Source organism: Hoeflea sp. TYP-13, assembly GCF_040932035.1.
Classification (GTDB): Bacteria; Pseudomonadota; Alphaproteobacteria; order Rhizobiales; family Rhizobiaceae; genus Hoeflea_A.
Genome location: NZ_JBFRBB010000002.1, coordinates 1389185 through 1407011 on the forward strand (window position 1 = coordinate 1389185; position 17827 = coordinate 1407011).

Here is a 17827-nt window from a genome sequence, read left to right on the forward strand (position 1 = left end):
TTTCGAGAATGGTCCGGCTTGCATCGTCGCTCATTCGCCCGCCCCGTTCAGCGCCTGCAGGTCATTTGGCAGCGCCGCTGCCCAGCCGGTAATGCTGCCGGCACCGAGGCACACGACAAAATCATCCTTCTGCGCAACAGAGGCAACCATCGGCGCAAGGTCATCGGGTCCATCAAGGACACGGGCGTCCCGGTGTCCGCCCGCTCGAATTCGCATTACCAACTCCTCAGCGGACACGCCTTCGATAGGCTCCTCGCCAGCGGCAAATACCGGAGCAATGGCAACTATGTCGGCATCGTTGAAACAGGCTGCGAATTCATCGAACAGGCTTTCAAGCCTGGTGTAGCGATGCGGCTGCGCAATGGCGATAACCCGTCCAGAACAGGCATTGCGTGCAGCGGACAAGACGGCCTTGATCTCGACGGGATGATGGGCGTAGTCGTCATACACATTCACACCGTGCCAATTGCCGACATTGGTAAAACGCCGCTTCACTCCGCCAAAGGCTGCCAGCCCGCGTGCAATTGCCTCCGCATCAAGTCCAAGTTCGTGCGCGACCGCAATGGCCGCGGTGGCATTTGCCACGTTGTACTGACCCGGCATCGGCAGTTTCAGATCGTTGATCTCGGTGGTCTCGCCGGTTTTGCGGTGGCGTATGGTAATATCAAATATCGATGTGGCGCCGTCCTGGCGGTGGTTTGAATAGCGCACATCGGCCTGCGGATTTTCACCGTAGGTGACAACACGGCGATCGTCGATACGGCTGACCAGCGCCTGGACTTCCGGATGGTCAACACACATCACGCCAAAGCCGTAGAACGGGACATTTTCCACAAACTGCGAAAACGCCTCGCGCACATTGTCGAACGTGCCGTAGTGATCGAGGTGTTCCGGATCGATGTTGGTGACAACTGCAACATCGGCAGGCAGCTTCAGGAATGTGCCGTCGGATTCATCGGCCTCGACGACCATCCACTCGCCGCCGCCCATATGGGCGTTTGTCCCGTAAGCGTTGATGATGCCGCCGTTGATAACCGTCGGATCGAGCCCGCCGGCGTCGAGCAGCGTCGCCACCATTGATGTCGTCGTGGTTTTGCCGTGCGTGCCACCTATCGCGACGGCATTGCGGAACCGCATCAGTTCAGCAAGCATTTCGGCCCGGCGCACGATTGGAATATTACGTTCGCGCGCGGATATAAGTTCAGGGTTGTCCTTGCGGATGGCGGTCGAGACGACCAGCACTTCCGCTTCACCAAGATTTTCGCCCTTGTGTCCGATTGCGACCGGAATACCCTTTTCGCGCAGTCGCTGCACATTGGCATTGTCGGATATATCGGACCCCTGGACGTTGTGACCGAGATTGTGGAGCATTTCGGCAATACCGCTCATGCCAATGCCGCCAATACCGACAAAATGCACCAGACCGATATTCTGCGGCATTTTCATTGCTGCGCACCTCGTTTTTCAAATGGCGATTTCCCGCCCGCAATATCCGTAACCAGATCGCCAAGCAAGCTTGTTGCATCCGGCTTTCCCGCAGCTTTTGCGCTTTTTGCCATCTCAGCCAGTTTATCAGGCTCCTCCATGAACAACGCAAGCGTTGTCGCAAGCTTCTCGGCATCAAGCTCCGATTGGCGGACCAGCTGCGCTCCGCCTTTTTCCTCAAGAGCTGCTGCATTTGCCGCCTGATCATGGTCCAGCGCATAGGGAAATGGCACCAGAATGGACGGGCGGCCGATAACCGAAACTTCCGAAACAGTCGAAGCACCGGAACGGCTGATCACAAGATGGGCGTTTGCAATGCGCTCAGCCATATCGCCGAAGAATGGCGAAATTTCCGCATCGATAATGTTATCCTCATAAAACCGTTTGAGCGCATCCTGGTCTTCCGGACGGGCCTGCTGGGTGATACGCAGCCTCTTGCGCAGGTTTTCCGGCAATAGGACCAGCGTTTCGGGCATGATTTCGGAAAAGAACCGCGCACCCTGGCTGCCACCGAACACCAGCAGATGAAACGGCTGATGGACCCCTGGCGCCTGATATGGCGTTTCCGCTGCTTTCAGGACATCCGGCCGTACCGGATTGCCGGTCGTGATGACCTTGTCCCCAAAGGGCCCCTCTCCTGCCGCAAGAAAACCGCCGGCAATAACCGTCACACGCCCCGCCAGGAACTTGTTTGCCCTGCCCATCACCGCATTTTGCTCATGAATGACCGACGGAATTCCGCCGCGGCTCGCTGCCATCACTGGCGGCAATGTCGGATAGCCTCCAAATCCGACCACAACAGAAGGCCGCAATCGTGCGAGTAGGCGACCCGACTGGCGCAGTCCCTTAAATAGCTTCAAACCCGTCCGCGCCAGCGCAATCGGGTTTTTGGAAGTGATGGTTGCGGACGGAATGATGTGAATTTCGTCAGCCGGAAACGAGCCGGAAAACCGTTCGGCCCGCTCGTCCGTTGCAAGATGTACGGATACACCGCGGCCGCGCAGCTCATGCGCCAGGGCTTCAGCCGGAAACAGGTGGCCGCCGGTGCCACCGGCGCAAAGCAAAACAGGATTCATGGCCTACACCTGTTCCGCCGGCATCGACGCGTCCTGATAGGATTTTCGGCGGCCCGTGGCGCGCTTTTCCGGATTGCGCCTGGTAAGCGCAAGCAGAAAGCCGGCTGTAATTGAAATCGCAAGCATGGATGAGCCGCCATAGGAGATCAGCGGCAAGGTCATGCCCTTGGCAGGCAACAGCTCGAGATTGACCCCGATATGGATCATCGACTGCAGGCCGACAAGAAGCGTAAGCCCGGCAATCGCAAGCCGCGTAAATTCGTCTCCTTCACGGTTTGCGTGCCCAAGGCCGCGCAACACGATAAAACCGAATATCAGGACAAGCGCCAGGCAGAAAAGGATCCCGAATTCCTCAGCGGCAACCGAGAAAATGAAATCCGTATGGCTGTCGGGCAGGATCCGTTTGATCGTTCCTTCGCCGGGGCCCTGTCCGAACCAGTCACCACGCACAATCGCCTCACGCGCGGTATCGACCTGGTGCGTATCCCCCTCACCGGTCCAGAACCGATCGATGCGCCCGGCAACATGCGGAAAGACAAAATATGCCGAAACGAAAAGAGCGATGGCCACGCCCGCCAGCAGGATAATCCAGAACCAGGGCATGCCCGCCATGAAAAACAGCGTTCCCCACGAAATGGTGACGAGTATCGTCTGTCCCAGGTCGGGCTGTGCCACAAGCAGCGCCACCACAATGCCGAAAAGAATGATGGCAAAGAGGTTGCCCGGAATATCCGGCTGGCGCGAATGCTCGGAAAACAGCCACGCGCAGATAATGATGAAGGCGGGCTTGAGGAATTCCGAAGGCTGTATGGAAAAGCCGGCAATGGCAAACCAGCGCCGCGATCCCTTGGCTTCAAAGCCGTAGAACTGCGTAAACACCATCATGGCAATCGACAGTGCAAGCAGCAAGAGCGCGCCGCGCCGCACCTGTTTGGGCGACAGAAACGAAAGGCCGATCATCAGCCCGAGCGCCGGGAAGATGAAAAGCGCGTGCCTTTTGACAAAATGGAAATTGTCGATGTCGAGACGTTCCGCAACGCCTGGACTGGCGGCAAATGACAGCATGAAGCCAAGACCGGTCAGTATGACGAAGATCGCCAGCAGGGTTCTGTCTATGGTCCAGAACCAATCGGAAATCGGTCCCCGTTCCGCGCGGCTTACCATCGTCAGGTGCCCCCCGTCTCAACCAGCATGGTGATATCCGGCAATTGCGAGACATGCTTTACAAATGCATCGCCGCGTATTTCGAAATTCTTGTATTGGTCGAAGCTTGCACAGGCCGGCGACAGCAGCACCACCGGTTCCTCACTCCCGTCCTCCGCCGCATCCGCTGCGGCGCGAGCAACCGCCCGGTCAAGCGTTTCGGCAATCTCATAGGCAACATTCCGCCCCAGCGTTGCGGCAAATGACGGCGCAGCCTCACCAATCAGATAGGCTTTCACAATGTGAGAATACCAGCTCGACAACGGCTGTATTCCGCCTTCCTTCGGCAGGCCGCCGGCAATCCAGTAGATGCGCTTGAAGCTTGAAAGCGCCGGCGCCGAGGCTTCCGCATTCGTTGCTTTTGAATCGTTGACGAAAAGAACCCGGCCACGGCGCGCGACCGGCTGCATCCTGTGCTGCAACCCGGCAAAACTTTGGAGACCGTCAAACACTTCCTTTTCGGAAAGCCCGACGGCAATGCAGGCTGCAATTGCCGCGGCGGCATTTTGTGCATTATGCGCACCACGCAGCGTGGTGATGCCCGCAAGATCGGCAACCGCATGTGCCGTGCCACCGGATGCACGCATGATCACCGTGCCGGCGGCATAGTAACCATCGGCCAGTACTTCGCGCTTCGAAATACGGACCACCCGCGTCGAGGCGCGCTGCAACCGGTCTGCAATCAGCGCACACCAGTGATCGTCGGTGCCGACAATCGCAAGGTCGCTGCCGGCAACCAGCCGTTCCTTCACCTCGGCATAGTGCTGCATCGTGCCGTGCCGGTCGAGATGATCGGGTGACAGATTCAATAAGATCCCCGCTGTTGGATTGATCGAGGGTGACAGGTCGATCTGATAGGAGGAACATTCAACGACGTAGAACCGGCCATCTTTTGGCGGCTCCAGTGTCATGATAGCCGTGCCGATATTGCCGCCGAGCTGCGTGTCGCGCCCGGCCTCTTGCAGAATATGCGCAATCAGAGCCGTAGTCGTCGACTTCCCGTTTGTGCCGGTGATCGCAATGAACGGGCTGTCCGGCGCCTGAATGCGGCGCTGACGAACAAAAAGCTCCACATCGCCAATGATCTCAACGCCGGCCGGGCGGGCAAGATCAACACTCCAATGTGGTTTGGGGTGGGTCAGCGGAACGCCCGGTGCAAGCACCAGCGCCACAACCGTGGACCAGTCGAGGGATCTCAGGTCAGCGACCGGAATACCTGCTTTTTCCGCCTCTGCCACGCGGTCCGGATTGTCATCCCAGGCAACGACATCAGCCTCGCCCGCTATCAGCGCATGGGCGGTCGCAATGCCCGATCCGCCCAAACCGAAAAGAGCAACCTTTTTTCCCGAAAAAACAGTTGCTGCAATCATCGCATCACCGCAACTTCAGGGTAGCCAGGCCAAGCATGGCAAGTGCGACGGCAATAATCCAGAAGCGGATCACGACCTGGCTCTCGGTCCAGCCGAGCTTTTCGAAATGATGGTGGATGGGAGCCATCAGAAAGACGCGCCTGCCGGTCAATTTGAACGATGCCACCTGAATGATGACCGAAAGGGCTTCAGCCACGAACAATCCGCCAATGATAATCATGACCAGTTCATGCTTGGTGGCGACCGCAACCGTGCCGACAAGTCCGCCGAGCGCCAGAGATCCGGTATCGCCCATGAAAATGGCGGCGGGCGGCGCGTTGAACCACAAAAATCCGAGCCCCGCGCCGATAACCGCGCCGAGAACAACCGCTAGCTCGCCGGTTCCGGGCACAAAATTGATCTGAAGATAGTTCGCAAAAACGGCGTTACCGGCGAGATAGGCGATGACGCCAAAGGAGGCCGCGGCAATCATGATTGGAACGATGGCGAGACCGTCGAGACCGTCTGTCAGATTGACAGCATTGCCCGCACCCACCACCACAAATGCACCAAAGGCGATGTAGAAAAGTCCGAGATCGACAACGAGGTCCTTGAAGAAGGGAAAGGCCAGCGACGAGCCGAAGCTTGCCCCGTTGCCGCCACCGGCGGCCATGGATGCAACCATGATGGCATAGACCGCTATGCCCGCGATGATGAATTCAACAAGCAGGCGCACCTTGCCGGACATTCCGCCATGCGTCTGCTGCGTGACCTTGAGATAGTCGTCGTAAAAGCCGATAGCACCAAATCCAAGCGCTACGAGAAGTGTAACAACCACATAGACACTCGACAGGTCGGCCCACAAAAGCGCGCTGATGATAATGCCGGTCAGCATCATCAATCCGCCCATGGTGGGCGTACCTGCCTTTTTGAAATGGGTTTGCGGTCCATCCGCCCGAATCGGTTGCCCATGCCCCTGACGCAGGCTCAATGATGCGATGATTCGCGGTCCGAACAGAAATACTATTAACGCGGAGGTGACCGTAGCTGCCCCAGTCCGAAAGGTTATGTACCTGAAAAGATTGAAGATCTGGAAATGATCGGAAAGTTCGACAAGCCAGATGAGCATTAAGCGGATACCCCCTCATGCATTTTGTGTCCCACCCCGCTGTCGGACACCACCGGATACTTGTCAAGCAAGGCGGCTACGAGTCTGGAAAACCCGATGCCGTTTGAGGATTTGATCATGACCACATCGCCCGCGCGAACAGTGTCCAGAAGCACGCTTTCCAGCTCCTCGGCGGTTTCCCTGTGCTGATGGGAGATTTCATCGGGCAGCGCCTCATTGAGGGCCTTCATTTCCGCCCCGCCAAGAAGCACGATGTCGGTACCCGACTTTTCGATCGGGACTTGAAGCTCCGCATGCAGTTTCTGCGAGAACGAGCCGAGTTCCAGCATGTCGCCGAGGACTGCGATGCGGCGACCATCTTCCGCAACGGGCGTATCGCGCAACAGGTCGATGCCGGCGCGCATTGAAGCCGGGTTGGCATTGTAGCTTTCGTCGATCAGGATGACCGTGCCGCCTTCAAGTTGAAGTGTATGGCGGGTGCCGCGCCCTTTTGCGGGTGCAAGGTCGCGAAATGCGTCAGCCACCGTGGCAAGGTCCGCACCTGCAAGCTTTGCGGCGGCCGCAACCGCCAGGGCGTTTTGCGCAATATGGCGACCGGGCACACTGATATTCAGGACACACGCCTCACCGAGAATATTGGCATCGGCGACCGAGCCGTTCTCCAGTGCCTGCCATTTCATTAGCCTGATATCGGCCTGCTTGTGTTCACCGAACCCGTGAATATTGGCGATATCACACGCCGTTGCCGCCTTTTTGAGCTGCGCGAATTTCTCGCTGTCCCGGTTGAGCAGAACATGGCCGCCCGACTCTACACCCTCGAAAATCTCTGCTTTTGCCGCGGCAATTTCAGCAAGGTTCTTGAAGTGCCCGAGATGCGCCGCCGCAATCGCTGTAACAATCGCGATATGCGGACGCACCAGCTTGACCAACGGCCTGATTTCATCTGCATGGTTCATACCGATCTCGAATACACCGAATGCGGTGTCCTGCGGCATGCGCGCTAGCGTAAGGGGCACGCCCCAATGATTGTTGAAAGAGGCGACGGAGGCGTGCACCTTTCCCTGAGCCGACAACACGTGCCGCAGCATTTCCTTTGTCGTGGTTTTGCCCACCGACCCGGTTACGGCAATAATCCGCGCCTTTGTACGGGCACGCGCTGCAACCCCCAACCGGCTCATCGCTTCCAGCACGTCATCGACGACAATCATCGGTGCCGTTACCCGTCCCAGCGCCGGAAGCTTGGCCTCCGAAACGACCAGTAGCGCCGCACCATTTGCAACGGCCGCACTAGCAAAATCATGACCGTCGAGCCGGTCACCCTTGATGGCAAAAAAGGCGTGGCCCTTTCCAATCGACCGGCTGTCGATGGAAATGCCGTCGATGCCGTCCGGAAGGTCGCCGACAGGTCGGCCGCTCATGGCGTCCAACATGTCCGCGGTCGTCCACAACCAGGCTCTCGGTGTCCGCTCGGCGATAGCCTTTCTGATTTGCTCGTGGTCCGAAAACGGCAACACATTGTCGCCGATGGTCTGGCCCTCTTCATGCCCCTTGCCTGCCACAACGAGCGTATCGCCCTCGGCAAGCATGGTCACCGCATCCGATATCGCCTGGCCCCGGTCGCCGATCTCGAGTGCACCGGGCGCCTGGGCAAGAATTTCGGCCCTGATGCTCGCTGGTTCCTCGCTGCGCGGATTGTCATCCGTGACAATCACCACATCGGCAAGCCGGGTCGCAATCTCGCCCATCATGGGTCTTTTGCCGCGGTCACGGTCGCCGCCACAGCCGAATACCACAATTACGCGGCCGGTGGTGAAGGGACGGACCGATTGCAGCACCTGCTCCAGCGCGTCGGGCTTGTGGGCGTAATCCACATAGGCGGGAGCACCGTTTTGCGTCGATCCGACGAGTTCGAGCCTGCCGGAGGCACCGCGCAAATGTTCCAGCGCAGCAATCGCTTCTCCGGCGGGAACGCCGGTGGCTATTGCAAGCCCCGCGGCAACCAGTGCATTTGAAAGCTGAAAATCACCGGCCAGCGGAATACTGACCTGATAGATGGCGCCTGCATGGTGGATTTCGGCGACCTGCTGGTGGCGCCGATGTTCGACACGCTTCAGCGTCAGGAAGGTGCCGTTGCGGCCGACCGTCAGAACATTGAGCCCTCTTGCCTTAGCGGTTTCCACAGCCCGCTCGGACCAGGCATCGTCAGCGAATATGACCGCCGGCGCGCCCGGCGCAAGCAGCGCCTCGAAAAGCCGCATCTTGGCTGCGAAATAGTCTTCGACAGTGGGATGGTAATCGAGATGATCGCGCCCCAGGTTCGTAAAGGCGCCGGCAGCCAGCTGAACGCCATCGAGCCTGTGCTGATCGAGACCGTGGCTGGAAGCCTCCATCGCGCAATGGGTGACACCTTCTCCATGGAGCTCGCTCAAAAGCCTGTGCAAAACCACCGGATCCGGCGTCGTCAGATGGGCATATTCCCTGCGGGTAGGCGATTCAACGCCGGTGGTCCCGACCATCGCCGCCGATTTTCCGCTGCGCTCCCATATCTGCCTGGTAAAGGAAGCAACGGAGGTCTTGCCGGCGGTGCCGGTCACGGCAACCATGGTTTCAGGCTGCGCGCCATAGAACCGTGCTGCAGCTTTCGCAAGGAACCGTCGCGGCTCGGAAACACGGATGACCGGCAGGCCGGGATCGGGAAAATCGCTTTGTCCGGATGTAATGATAGCCCTTGCGCCACGGGCCTTTGCGTCGCCGATAAACTCGGCGCCATCCCTGACCTGGCCGGCGATCGCAGCAAATGCATATCCCGGCTGCACATCCCGGCTGTTGGCCGAAAGGCCCGTTATTTCCAGATCAGCTAATTCCGTCGGGATAGTGGCAAATTCCCCGGCCAGTACATTCAGCTTCATCGTGTCGTGCCATCATTCCTTTGTCTTGCCGTGCTTCGGCCCAGGGCCAGCAATGCAACTCAATGTGCTTATGTCAGACTCAATATGACACAAGCAAGGCGTCTTCACCTTCACCGAAAGAAGGCCGGACCCCTAGAAGCGCGGCGGAACGCCGGATGATCGCCTTGACCGTAGGAGCTGCGTTGAGGCCGGCTGTTGCCGATCTCTGTCCCTCGGCCGGTTTCGGCTCGTCAATCACCACCAGCACGACAAATTGTGGATCCTCTATGGGAAAGGCCGAAAGAAAGGCATTGAAGCGAACACTGGAGGAGTAGCGGCCATTGACCACCTTTTCGGCGGTACCCGTCTTGCCACCAACGCGAAAGCCCGGCACTTCGGCACGCCGCCCCGAGCCTTTTTTGACGTTGAGGCGCATCAGGTAACGCATATTGGCGCTGGTTTCCGGTTTGATCACCCGCGTTGCAATGCGCAGAGCCTCCTCTTCGCTACGCGGAAGAAAGGTCGGCGGGATCAGATTTCCGCCATTCAGCATGGCGGCGGCGGCCATGGCCGTTTGCAGAGGCGTTGTTGCCACACCGTGGCCGAAGGAAATGGTGATCGAATTGATTTTCTTCCACACTTTCGGCTGGCTCGGCCGGGTAACCTCAGGCAATTCGGTCGGCATGCGTGTCAGAAGGCCGATGCGGGTCAGGAAGTCGCGCTGGCCCTGTATACCGACGACATCGGCCATCTTGGCAGTGCCGATATTGGACGAATAGATGAAAATCTCGGGGACCGTCAGAACCCGGTGTTTGCCGTGAAAATCGCTGATTGTGTGACCCGCGATCCTGATCGGACGCCGGGCATCAAAACTGTCCTTCATGGTGACAAGGCCCGAATCCAGGGCCATCGCCGTGGTAAAGGCCTTGAAGGTCGATCCCATCTCGTAGGTGCCGGCGGACATGCGGTTCAACCGGTCCTTTTCCAGCGCCTGCGCGGGAATATTCGGGTCGTAGTCCGGCAGCGACGACATCGCCAGCACTTCGCCGGTCTTTGCATTGAGCACCACCGCGCCAGCGGCAATGGCCCTGTAGCGCTGCATGGCGGCCGACAACTCGTCGCGCACGATATGCTGCACGCGCAGATCAACTGAAAGGCGCACCGGCTCAAGCTGCTGTTCGATGGTCATGCCGACGGCGGCAAGGTCAGCGAGCCCCTGCCCGTCGACATATTTTTCCATGCCGGCAATACCCTTGTTGTCAATATTGACGTGACCGACAATGTGCGAGGCCGTCGGGCCGCCGGGATAGAAGCGGCGCTTTTCCGGTCGAAAACCGACGCCCGGAATACCCAGGGCAAGAATATCGTTCTGCTGTTTGGGGGTGAGTTGACGGCGAAGCCACTGGAATTGCGATTTCGACGTCAGCTTGCGGTAAACCGTGCGCACATCAAGTTCCGGCAACACCGTTGAGAGTCGCTCGATGACCTCGTCAGGATCGGTGATCTTGTGCGGTTTTGCGTAAAGCGAAACGGTGCGGATATCGGTTGCCAGCACCTGTCCGTTGCGGTCCAGAAGATCCGGCCTTGATGCCAGCAGTTCGCTGCCGCGGGCAATACCCGAGACCATGGCAAGATCACGAAATCCGTATTGGATCAACCGTCCTGCAATGATCGCGTAGACGAGACAAGCGCCAATCATGACCAGCGTAATGCGGTTTCGCGTCTGATTGCCGGATGATTTTCGCGCGCCGTCGACGACGATCGGCCGTTCGGGCACTTCCACCTGCTTTCGCCGTCTTAATCTCTTCCGAAAACGCTGGAGCATCCGAGTCATTGCGCCACCGACCCCGTAACAGTCTCATTGTCCGGCAGATCCGCCATCATTTCGCGCACGGGTTCAGGCAGGTCACGGACGCGTGCCGGCAATTCTTCCGGACGGACCATCTGGTGCGGCTCCGTGATTTCGAGGCCAAGGTCCTCATTGTGCGTCTCTACCAGGTTCTGCAACCGTCCCGGCTGGACAAGCAGGCTCCAGTCGGCATTCAGCAGATCGATCGTATCTTCTTCAAGGCGGATATCGGCTTCCAGCTTTTTGATCTCTGCAAGCTGTTCTTCGGCCTGGAATTTAATGTGAAAGGTCATCACGGCTGCTGCAGCCATCAAGGCAATGATCACGAAGTCGATGGTCTTCAGCACAGCCTCAGCCCCCTATCGATGAAACGACGGGCAGGTTCGGTAGCCCGAATATGGCATAATCGGCATCGCGGGCAGCCACATCTGTGCGCATTCCGGCCCGCAGCTTTGCCGACCGTGCCCGCGGGTTTGCCTGCGCTTCCTCGTCACTGACCGCGACAAGCGGTTTTCCGACGGGTCTGAAGGTCACGGGCACTTCTTCCGTGACCGGCAGATGGCGGGAGCCACCACCGGTTCTGCCGAAACGGTCCTGGAAGAAGCGCTTGACGATGCGGTCCTCTAGCGAATGGAAGGTAACGACCACAAGCCTTCCGCCTGGTTTCAGTGCCCGTTCGGCCGCAAACAATGCGCTGGCGAGTTCGGTCAGTTCTTCATTGATGAATATTCTCAGTGCCTGGAAGACCCGGGTCGCCGGGTGAATTTTGTCGCGCGCCTTTCGCGGTTTTACCGTTTCGATAAACCCGGCAAGATCGCGCGTCGTGGCAAACCGTTCCGTCTTGCGGCGGCCTTCGATCGCCCGGGCGATGCGGCCGGCCTGCTTCTCCTCGCCGAGAAAGCCGAAAATGCGGGCAAGGTCAGAGGCCTTCAATGTGTTGACGACATCGGCGGCCGTTGGCCCTGCTTCCGACATGCGCATGTCGAGCGGCCCGTCCTTTTGAAAGGAAAAACCCCTTTCGGCTTCATCAATCTGCATCGACGAGACACCGATATCCAGCATGATACCGTCGAGCCCGCCTTTTGGCGCGTGATCGGCAAGATCGCTGAAACGCGCGTGTACAAGCTGCAATTGATCGGGATATGCATCGGCAAGCGCGCCGCCTCCGGCGATGGCGTTCGGATCGCGGTCGAGTGCAATCACGCTGGCGCCGCGGTCAAGTACGGCCTTTGTATATCCGCCGGCACCGAATGTGCCGTCGAGAACGACCTGTCCGCGCTCCGGCTGCAGCGCGGACAGGACTTCGTTAAGAAGAACCGGGATATGGCGCACTGGTCCGCCACCGGCGTCATCTTCAATGCCGCCAGAGTGCGCGCTCATCCCGTTTCTCCTTGGCCGGCCCGAGGCTGTCCCCCCGCCATGCGCCGGCTCAGGGCTTCCTGTCGTTTTTCCTCGTAGCAAACAGGGTCCCAAAGCTGAAAGTGATCGGAACGGCCGACAAAGGTCACCTGGTCGGTAATTCCGGTATAGTCGCGTATGAAGTCGCTCACCATCAGACGGCCCTCGCCGTCCAGTTTCAAAAACACCCCGCCGCCATGAATAAGCAGCGACATGTCGTTGGCGTCCATCGAGAACGGATCGCCACCGTCGATCTGCCGTTCGAAACGATCGAGCAGGTCCGGGCCGCCGACGGTGACCGCCGGATATATGAAATCCTGGATGGCGTAGAGTTCCTGAATGTCGAGGCGAGACAATACGTTGCGAAACTGGGCGGGTACGGAGACCCTGCCCTTCGCATCGATCTTGTTTGTCGCATTCGACAGGAACCGGTTCATTACGCAAAACCGCCGTTTCCAGGCCTTCTAACCATAACATGCCGCCTCCGGAGATTACTGACCGCAAGCTGCGCAGGTGGATCAACGTCGCGTCGCGACGCACATTCCGGACCCGCCATGGGGTTACGCCTGAACATCCCTCACACAGTGTGTTTGGGATAACATGGGATAATTTGGGCGTCAATGGGATCAAGTTGATCTATCGCGGTTTCAGGACTCCCCATACAAGCGTGATTTTGGTTAATGAATTCTAAAAGTTAACGCCGGCGGGCAGGTGTTTGCGACCCCGCCGTGGTGTGATCAACTTAATGAGAGAATCAAAGCGCCAGCCGGCCTGTAAGCCGGGTTCTGTATGGCCCGCCAAATCAATGACGGACGTGACAGCCATTCGTCTGGGGCAGGATTTGCATCCCGCCTCTAGCAACCTACCCGGACGACCCACCCGGAAACGGGCTGGGGCTCGCGCCCCGTGTCATCCCAATTCGGTCTTGCTCCCGGTGGGGTTTACCCTGCCATTCCTGTTGCCAGAAATGCGGTGGGCTCTTACCCCACCCTTTCACCCTTACCCCGCCGGCATTCAGGTCCCGACCGGTGGTCGGACGGACCGGAATGCTGGCGGGGCGGTTTGCTTTCTGTGGCACTTTCCCTGGGGTTACCCCCGCCGGATGTTATCCGGCACCGTGTTTCCGTGGAGCCCGGACTTTCCTCACCCCGCCACCTTTCGGCGTTGCTGAGCGCGGCTGTCCGGCCGGCTGGCAGCCCTCAATAACCGAGCTCAGGAGAAAAGGCCAGCAAATCCAGCCGTGTGTGCGATGTGATTGGCAGGCGCTACGACCCGGTCGGAAGGTTCTTCATAAAGAAGTCGATCTGGTTCTGACCCATGACCTTGCGGATGATTTCTTCATCCATCCCCAGATCCAGCAGCGCCTCGGTAATCAGTACCAGTTCCGATGCATCGAGCTTGGTGGTAACCGCACCGTCAAAATCCGACCCAAGCGCAACGTGATCCTCTCCGACCAGGGCAACCGCCGCCTGGATTGCCTTGGCTATACCCTCTGGCGAATAGTCGCAGATCGCCGCATCCCAGTAACCAATACCGATCAGCCCGCCTCGATTGGCGATCTCAACCATGAGATCATCGGATATGTTGCGATGCGTGTTGCAGTGACCACGCGTGCCCGTGTGGCTGACAATCAGCGGTCGTTTGACGATCGCAAGCGTATCGCGCACGACATTCTCGGATGAGTGGGACACATCGATCATAATCCCCATGTCTTCCATTTTCCGAACGGCCTGCTTGCCGAATTCAGTCAAACCCTTCTTACCGGAACCGTGAAGCGAGCCGCCGAGCGCATTGTCGAAGAAATGCTGCAGGCTCATCAAACGAAAGCCCGCATCGTACAACCGCGAAATATTGTCCAGGTTTTTCGAAAGGGCGTGCGAACCTTCCGTTCCTAGCAGACCGCCGACAACCTCATCTCCACTGGCGCGGCGTGATATCAACGATTTCAGGTCATCACTGTTTTCGATGATGATCAGCCGCTCGGGCGCGCGTTCAGCAAACCCGTAGAGCTTTTGCGCCTGATAAAGCGCCCTTTCCGTCAGGTTTTGCCAGGTGCTCGGCGGCCACATCTGCGCCAGGGCAAGCAGCGTGATATTGTCGGCCGCATCGCTGCTGTTCGCCTCGTAATTCTGTCCCTTGGGGGATTTGGTGACTGTCGTAAACACCTGCAGCGCGAGATTGCCTTCAACCATGCGCGGCACGTCGACATGACCGCGGTCCGAACGCGTCAGGAGATCCCGCTTCCACAACAGGGAATCGGCATGAAGGTCGGCTACGTTCAGGGTTTTGTGGAGGGCCCGGGCCTCTTGTGAGGCCGTTCGCGTTCCGTCGCGCTCGACAGCATTTTGACCGTTTTCAACCAGACCCGGCGCAACATAGTGCAGGGCGACGCCCCCCGCCACGATTAATACGAGCGGTACGATCCAGAACAAATGGCGCTTTTTCAAATCAACTCCCCCTAACTTGAATTGCAACGTGATGTAGCAATTCAGAAAGGCACTTCCAAGAGTTGCTTTGAAACGTCGACTGCCTGGCCCGCACTATGCAGATATCGCCGGCAAGTTGGCCTAGCTGATGATCTTCTTCACCTTGGTGCAGTATCTGGATGATATCTTGTTCATGCGCTTTGCCGCATGGCCGGCGTTGTAGCGAAGAATCGTGCCGCAGGTTTTGCCACCGCTCAGCTCATGCGCCTTGCCGAGATATTTCATGCCGTACTTGATATTGGTCTCGGGGTCGTAGAGCCCCTTCTTCGACCCTTTGTAGCCCATCAGCCGCGCAGTCGCCAATTTGATCTGCATCAGTCCGATTTCACCGGCCCGGCCGCGCGCCTTGGGATTGAAATTGCTCTCAACCCGAACGACGGCATGTGCGAGGTTCGACGGCACACCGTGTTTTTTTGCGTAGCTGTTGATCAGCCGCGAATATTTGGGATTGCTTTGCACCGATTTGTCGGCCGGCTTGAAAATGGCCGATGTCACCGCACTCAGATCGATACCCTTGTTTTCCGTTTTCTCTTCTTCGGCAAGAGCAGCCGAGGAGAGTGAAACCAGGCCGGCACATACGATTGCGCCTATAAAGGTTCCAGTTCTTGTCATTCCGTCACTCCGAACAAACAACCGCCAACGCAATACCCATGGCGGCCAGTAAATTTCCGGCATCATTCCTAGTGGCGATTTCTGGTGAATGGTGGCATTTCCGTAACGTTGCGTTACAGCCCGTAAAAATTAACCATGTTGCGGCGCAGTATTCACGCTGATCCGGACATGCCCGGCAGTGAAGTCAGCAATTTATGAAGTGTCTCTATGGTCGAGACGTCGGCAATTCCATCAACCTTTGAGGGTCGGAAATGACGTTGAAAGGCTTTGATGTTGGCCTCTAGAACTTCATCAAAAGACGCGGTAATTTCAACACCATATCCATACATGGCGAGCATCGCCTGCAATGCCTCGACGGGCTGCCCCTGATCGCCCCGCTGGAAAAACCGGCCGCCGGTCGCAAGAGAAGGTTCGACCCAGTGTCCGACGCTGGCCTCGAAAAGTGATCGCCAGGGGAATTTTTCGCCCGGATCCTCTTTACGCTGCGGTGCAATATCGCTGTGAGCCAGCACACGCTCTGGCACAATTGCCCATCTCCGGACACAATTTTGACACAATCGGATGACCGCCGCGATCTGTTCTGGCGGGAATTCGTGGTAGTCGCCCTGATGTCCGGGATTGGCGATCTCGATACCAATGGAGCGGGAGTTGTTGTCGTGCTCGCCCTTCCACAGGCTGTTTCCGGCGTGCCAGGCGCGCATTTCCTCGGCAACCATCTGCACGATGCGGCCGTCTTCATAAATGAAGTAATGCGCGGACACTTCGGAACGTTCGGAGCACAGCCAGGCAAGCGCTTCGTCCGCGTTGTCCATGCCCGTATAGTGGAGCACCAGCATGTCTGGCGGACCGCCCCGGCGCTCACCAAAATTCGGCGACGGACGGACCTGCGCCCCGGCAAATTCGGGATCCTTCAGCGTCATGCCGCCCTGCGTTCCTTTTCGATCGCAGCAAATGCGGCGTTGAGCGCCGCCATGCGGCTGTTTGCAATGGCGATGAACTCTTCCGGAACACCGCGCGCGATGAGCCGGTCCGGGTGCGCCTCGGATACGAGCTTATGGTAGTGTTTCTTTATGCTGTCGAACGTCGCATCGCGGGAAAGCCCGAGAACCGCATAGGGATCGTGGGTCGTCTCATAGGTATGCCGGGCGATAATGCGTTCGAAGTGATCTTCGCTGACCCGGAAGATCTCGGCGACCCGGGCGAGGAAACTCTGCTCCTTTTCATGCAGCACACCATCCGCTTTTGCGATATGGAAAAGGCCGTCAAGAATATCCTCCAGCACCAGGCAATTGTCTTCGCCGGTCCCGCAAAGGTCCGCCATCTTTGCGGCATAGGATTCGTAACCCGCCACATCCTGTTTTGCGAGATTGTAAAGCCGCGCCACATTGCGCGCCTCCTTGTCCGGAATCTCGAACAGCTCCTGAAAGGCAACAACCTCGTCCGGCGTGACGATGCCGTCGGCTTTCGCCATTTTTGCCGAGAGCGCGATCATTGCAACAGAAAACGCCACCCTGCGGCGCGTTTCCGGATCACCCTCGAACACGGTACGCACGGCTTCAATCACGCCGGAGAAAGCCTCCGACGTGGCAATGCTTACAAATTGTCCCAGTCTCGCAAATATGGACATGATGTGTGTTTAAGCGATTTGCGTGCGCATTGCGAGATTCAATAATCGGCTTATTTCAGCACGCCTTTTCTTGTCCTTCAGACCGAAATCTGTCCGGTTTTAACCTTAATCTCATATGCCGGCAGTATTTTGACTAAAATACGCAAGAGGATTTCGTATCGTGAGCAGCCGCGTTGCACTTTTTACATTCGGGATTTTCATCGAACCGTCGGAACATCCAAACAATGACGGCTTTCATGAACGCAACGACCCCATTTTGGATGCGGTTGAAGATGCTCCCGGATTCGTTGCGCGCTCCGGCTATGACGATGAACCAGGCCCGGAACCCTGGGGGAATCAGGTTTATCCGCGGTTTTACGAAGAGCGCGGCGACGGCTGGTCGCCGGCAACGCTTTCCCTTTGGACGGACCTGGAATCGCCCATGGCCTTTTCCTATTTCGGCCTGCATGCCGAGGCGCTTTCAAGGGGACGCCTGTGGTTTGAAAAGCCGAGGTGGCCACCCTATGCGCTGTGGTGGGTCGATGGCGGCCACACACCGAGTTGGACTGAGGCCGTTGAGCGCCACGAACACCTTCACGATCATGGCGTGTCGGCCTTTGCCTTTACATTCAAGCAGCCCTTTGATGCCCGGGGGCATGTATGCCTGGTTGACCGCGAACGGCTGAAGGCAATTGCCGTTCACTATGGTCAGGGCGCAGCCTCAATCTAAGCTGAAAGCGTCCTTC

The 17827-nt window shown here is 58.0% G+C and carries 15 protein-coding genes, 1 other RNA gene and 1 pseudogene; 1 reads left to right on the plus strand and 16 read right to left on the minus strand.

Going from position 1 to position 17827, the window contains the following annotated elements:
- Positions 1–30: 30 nt before the first annotated feature.
- The 16 genes and pseudogenes from murC to ABVT35_RS16670 form a co-directional block, all read right to left on the minus strand.
- Positions 31–1446: a UDP-N-acetylmuramate--L-alanine ligase gene (murC, locus tag ABVT35_RS16595; protein WP_368467698.1), complete on the minus strand. Its 1416-nt coding sequence runs from the start codon at positions 1444–1446 to the stop codon at positions 31–33.
- A complete protein-coding gene (murG, locus tag ABVT35_RS16600) occupies positions 1443–2561 on the minus strand; it encodes an undecaprenyldiphospho-muramoylpentapeptide beta-N-acetylglucosaminyltransferase (RefSeq protein ID WP_368467699.1) in 1119 nt (372 codons plus the stop codon). Before murG ends, murC begins: the two co-directional genes overlap by 4 nt.
- 3 nt (positions 2562–2564) lie before the next feature.
- The gene (locus ABVT35_RS16605; protein WP_368467701.1) at positions 2565–3725 is read right to left on the minus strand and encodes an FtsW/RodA/SpoVE family cell cycle protein; all 1161 of its coding nucleotides are present in this window, start codon (positions 3723–3725) and stop codon (positions 2565–2567) included.
- A 2-nt stretch (positions 3726–3727) separates the two neighbouring features.
- Entirely contained in the window at positions 3728–5134 is a 1407-nt protein-coding gene (murD, locus tag ABVT35_RS16610; protein WP_368467703.1) for a UDP-N-acetylmuramoyl-L-alanine--D-glutamate ligase, read from the minus strand.
- Positions 5135–5138: 4 nt separating this feature from the next.
- Positions 5139–6242: a phospho-N-acetylmuramoyl-pentapeptide-transferase gene (mraY, locus tag ABVT35_RS16615; protein ID WP_368467705.1), complete on the minus strand. Its 1104-nt coding sequence runs from the start codon at positions 6240–6242 to the stop codon at positions 5139–5141.
- Positions 6242–7690, minus strand: coding sequence for a UDP-N-acetylmuramoylalanyl-D-glutamyl-2,6-diaminopimelate--D-alanyl-D-alanine ligase (locus tag ABVT35_RS16620; protein ID WP_368467910.1), 1449 nt, complete (start codon positions 7688–7690; stop codon positions 6242–6244). The genes mraY and ABVT35_RS16620 overlap by 1 nt, the downstream gene beginning before the upstream one ends.
- A gap of 15 nt (positions 7691–7705) precedes the next feature.
- Positions 7706–9151 (minus strand): annotated as a pseudogene (locus ABVT35_RS16625) (UDP-N-acetylmuramoyl-L-alanyl-D-glutamate--2,6-diaminopimelate ligase); the annotation flags it as partial.
- Positions 9152–9230: 79 nt separating this feature from the next.
- Positions 9231–10955, minus strand: a complete 1725-nt coding sequence (locus ABVT35_RS16630; protein ID WP_368467911.1) for a peptidoglycan D,D-transpeptidase FtsI family protein — start codon at positions 10953–10955, stop codon at positions 9231–9233.
- A 5-nt stretch (positions 10956–10960) separates the two neighbouring features.
- Positions 10961–11326 carry a hypothetical protein gene (locus tag ABVT35_RS16635; protein WP_368467706.1) on the minus strand — a complete coding sequence of 122 codons (366 nt, stop codon included), beginning with the start codon at positions 11324–11326 and terminating at the stop codon, positions 10961–10963.
- 4 nt (positions 11327–11330) lie between these two features.
- The gene (gene rsmH, locus ABVT35_RS16640; RefSeq protein ID WP_368467708.1) at positions 11331–12359 is read right to left on the minus strand and encodes a 16S rRNA (cytosine(1402)-N(4))-methyltransferase RsmH; all 1029 of its coding nucleotides are present in this window, start codon (positions 12357–12359) and stop codon (positions 11331–11333) included.
- A complete protein-coding gene (mraZ, locus tag ABVT35_RS16645) occupies positions 12356–12814 on the minus strand; it encodes a division/cell wall cluster transcriptional repressor MraZ (RefSeq protein WP_368467709.1) in 459 nt (152 codons plus the stop codon). Before mraZ ends, rsmH begins: the two co-directional genes overlap by 4 nt.
- 321 nt (positions 12815–13135) lie before the next feature.
- Positions 13136–13570: RNase P RNA component class A (gene rnpB, locus ABVT35_RS16650), an RNA gene on the minus strand.
- Positions 13571–13642: 72 nt separating this feature from the next.
- Complete coding sequence (locus ABVT35_RS16655; protein ID WP_368467711.1) at positions 13643–14824, minus strand: dipeptidase; 1182 nt, start codon at positions 14822–14824, stop codon at positions 13643–13645.
- Between the two features lie 120 nt (positions 14825–14944).
- Positions 14945–15475, minus strand: a complete 531-nt coding sequence (locus ABVT35_RS16660; protein WP_368467713.1) for a lytic transglycosylase domain-containing protein — start codon at positions 15473–15475, stop codon at positions 14945–14947.
- Between the two features lie 152 nt (positions 15476–15627).
- Entirely contained in the window at positions 15628–16395 is a 768-nt protein-coding gene (locus tag ABVT35_RS16665; RefSeq protein ID WP_368467714.1) for an N-acetylmuramoyl-L-alanine amidase, read from the minus strand.
- Positions 16392–17102 (minus strand): TerB family tellurite resistance protein, encoded by a 711-nt coding sequence (locus ABVT35_RS16670; protein WP_368467715.1) that lies wholly within the window; start codon positions 17100–17102, stop codon positions 16392–16394. The genes ABVT35_RS16665 and ABVT35_RS16670 overlap by 4 nt, the downstream gene beginning before the upstream one ends.
- A 160-nt stretch (positions 17103–17262) precedes the next feature.
- Here ABVT35_RS16670 and ABVT35_RS16675 point away from each other — a divergent pair, with 160 nt between their 5' ends.
- Entirely contained in the window at positions 17263–17811 is a 549-nt protein-coding gene (locus ABVT35_RS16675) for a DUF3291 domain-containing protein (RefSeq protein ID WP_368467716.1), read from the plus strand.
- The last annotated feature ends 16 nt before the right edge of the window (positions 17812–17827 follow it).

Excerpts from the sequence above, each read along its gene's own strand:
- murC (WP_368467698.1), bottom strand. The coding sequence starts at position 1,446 with ATGAAAATGCCGCAGAATATCGGTCTGGTGCATTTTGTCGGTATTGGC.
- murG (WP_368467699.1), bottom strand. The coding sequence starts at position 2,561 with ATGAATCCTGTTTTGCTTTGCGCCGGTGGCACCGGCGGCCACCTGTTT.
- ABVT35_RS16670 (WP_368467715.1), bottom strand. The coding sequence starts at position 17,102 with ATGTCCATATTTGCGAGACTGGGACAATTTGTAAGCATTGCCACGTCG.
- ABVT35_RS16660 (WP_368467713.1), bottom strand. The coding sequence starts at position 15,475 with ATGACAAGAACTGGAACCTTTATAGGCGCAATCGTATGTGCCGGCCTG.
- mraY (WP_368467705.1), bottom strand. The coding sequence starts at position 6,242 with ATGCTCATCTGGCTTGTCGAACTTTCCGATCATTTCCAGATCTTCAAT.
- rsmH (WP_368467708.1), bottom strand. The coding sequence starts at position 12,359 with ATGAGCGCGCACTCTGGCGGCATTGAAGATGACGCCGGTGGCGGACCA.
- ABVT35_RS16605 (WP_368467701.1), bottom strand. The coding sequence starts at position 3,725 with ATGGTAAGCCGCGCGGAACGGGGACCGATTTCCGATTGGTTCTGGACC.
- mraZ (WP_368467709.1), bottom strand. The coding sequence starts at position 12,814 with ATGAACCGGTTCCTGTCGAATGCGACAAACAAGATCGATGCGAAGGGC.
- ABVT35_RS16665 (WP_368467714.1), bottom strand. The coding sequence starts at position 16,395 with ATGACGCTGAAGGATCCCGAATTTGCCGGGGCGCAGGTCCGTCCGTCG.
- ABVT35_RS16630 (WP_368467911.1), bottom strand. The coding sequence starts at position 10,955 with ATGCTCCAGCGTTTTCGGAAGAGATTAAGACGGCGAAAGCAGGTGGAA.
- murD (WP_368467703.1), bottom strand. The coding sequence starts at position 5,134 with ATGATTGCAGCAACTGTTTTTTCGGGAAAAAAGGTTGCTCTTTTCGGT.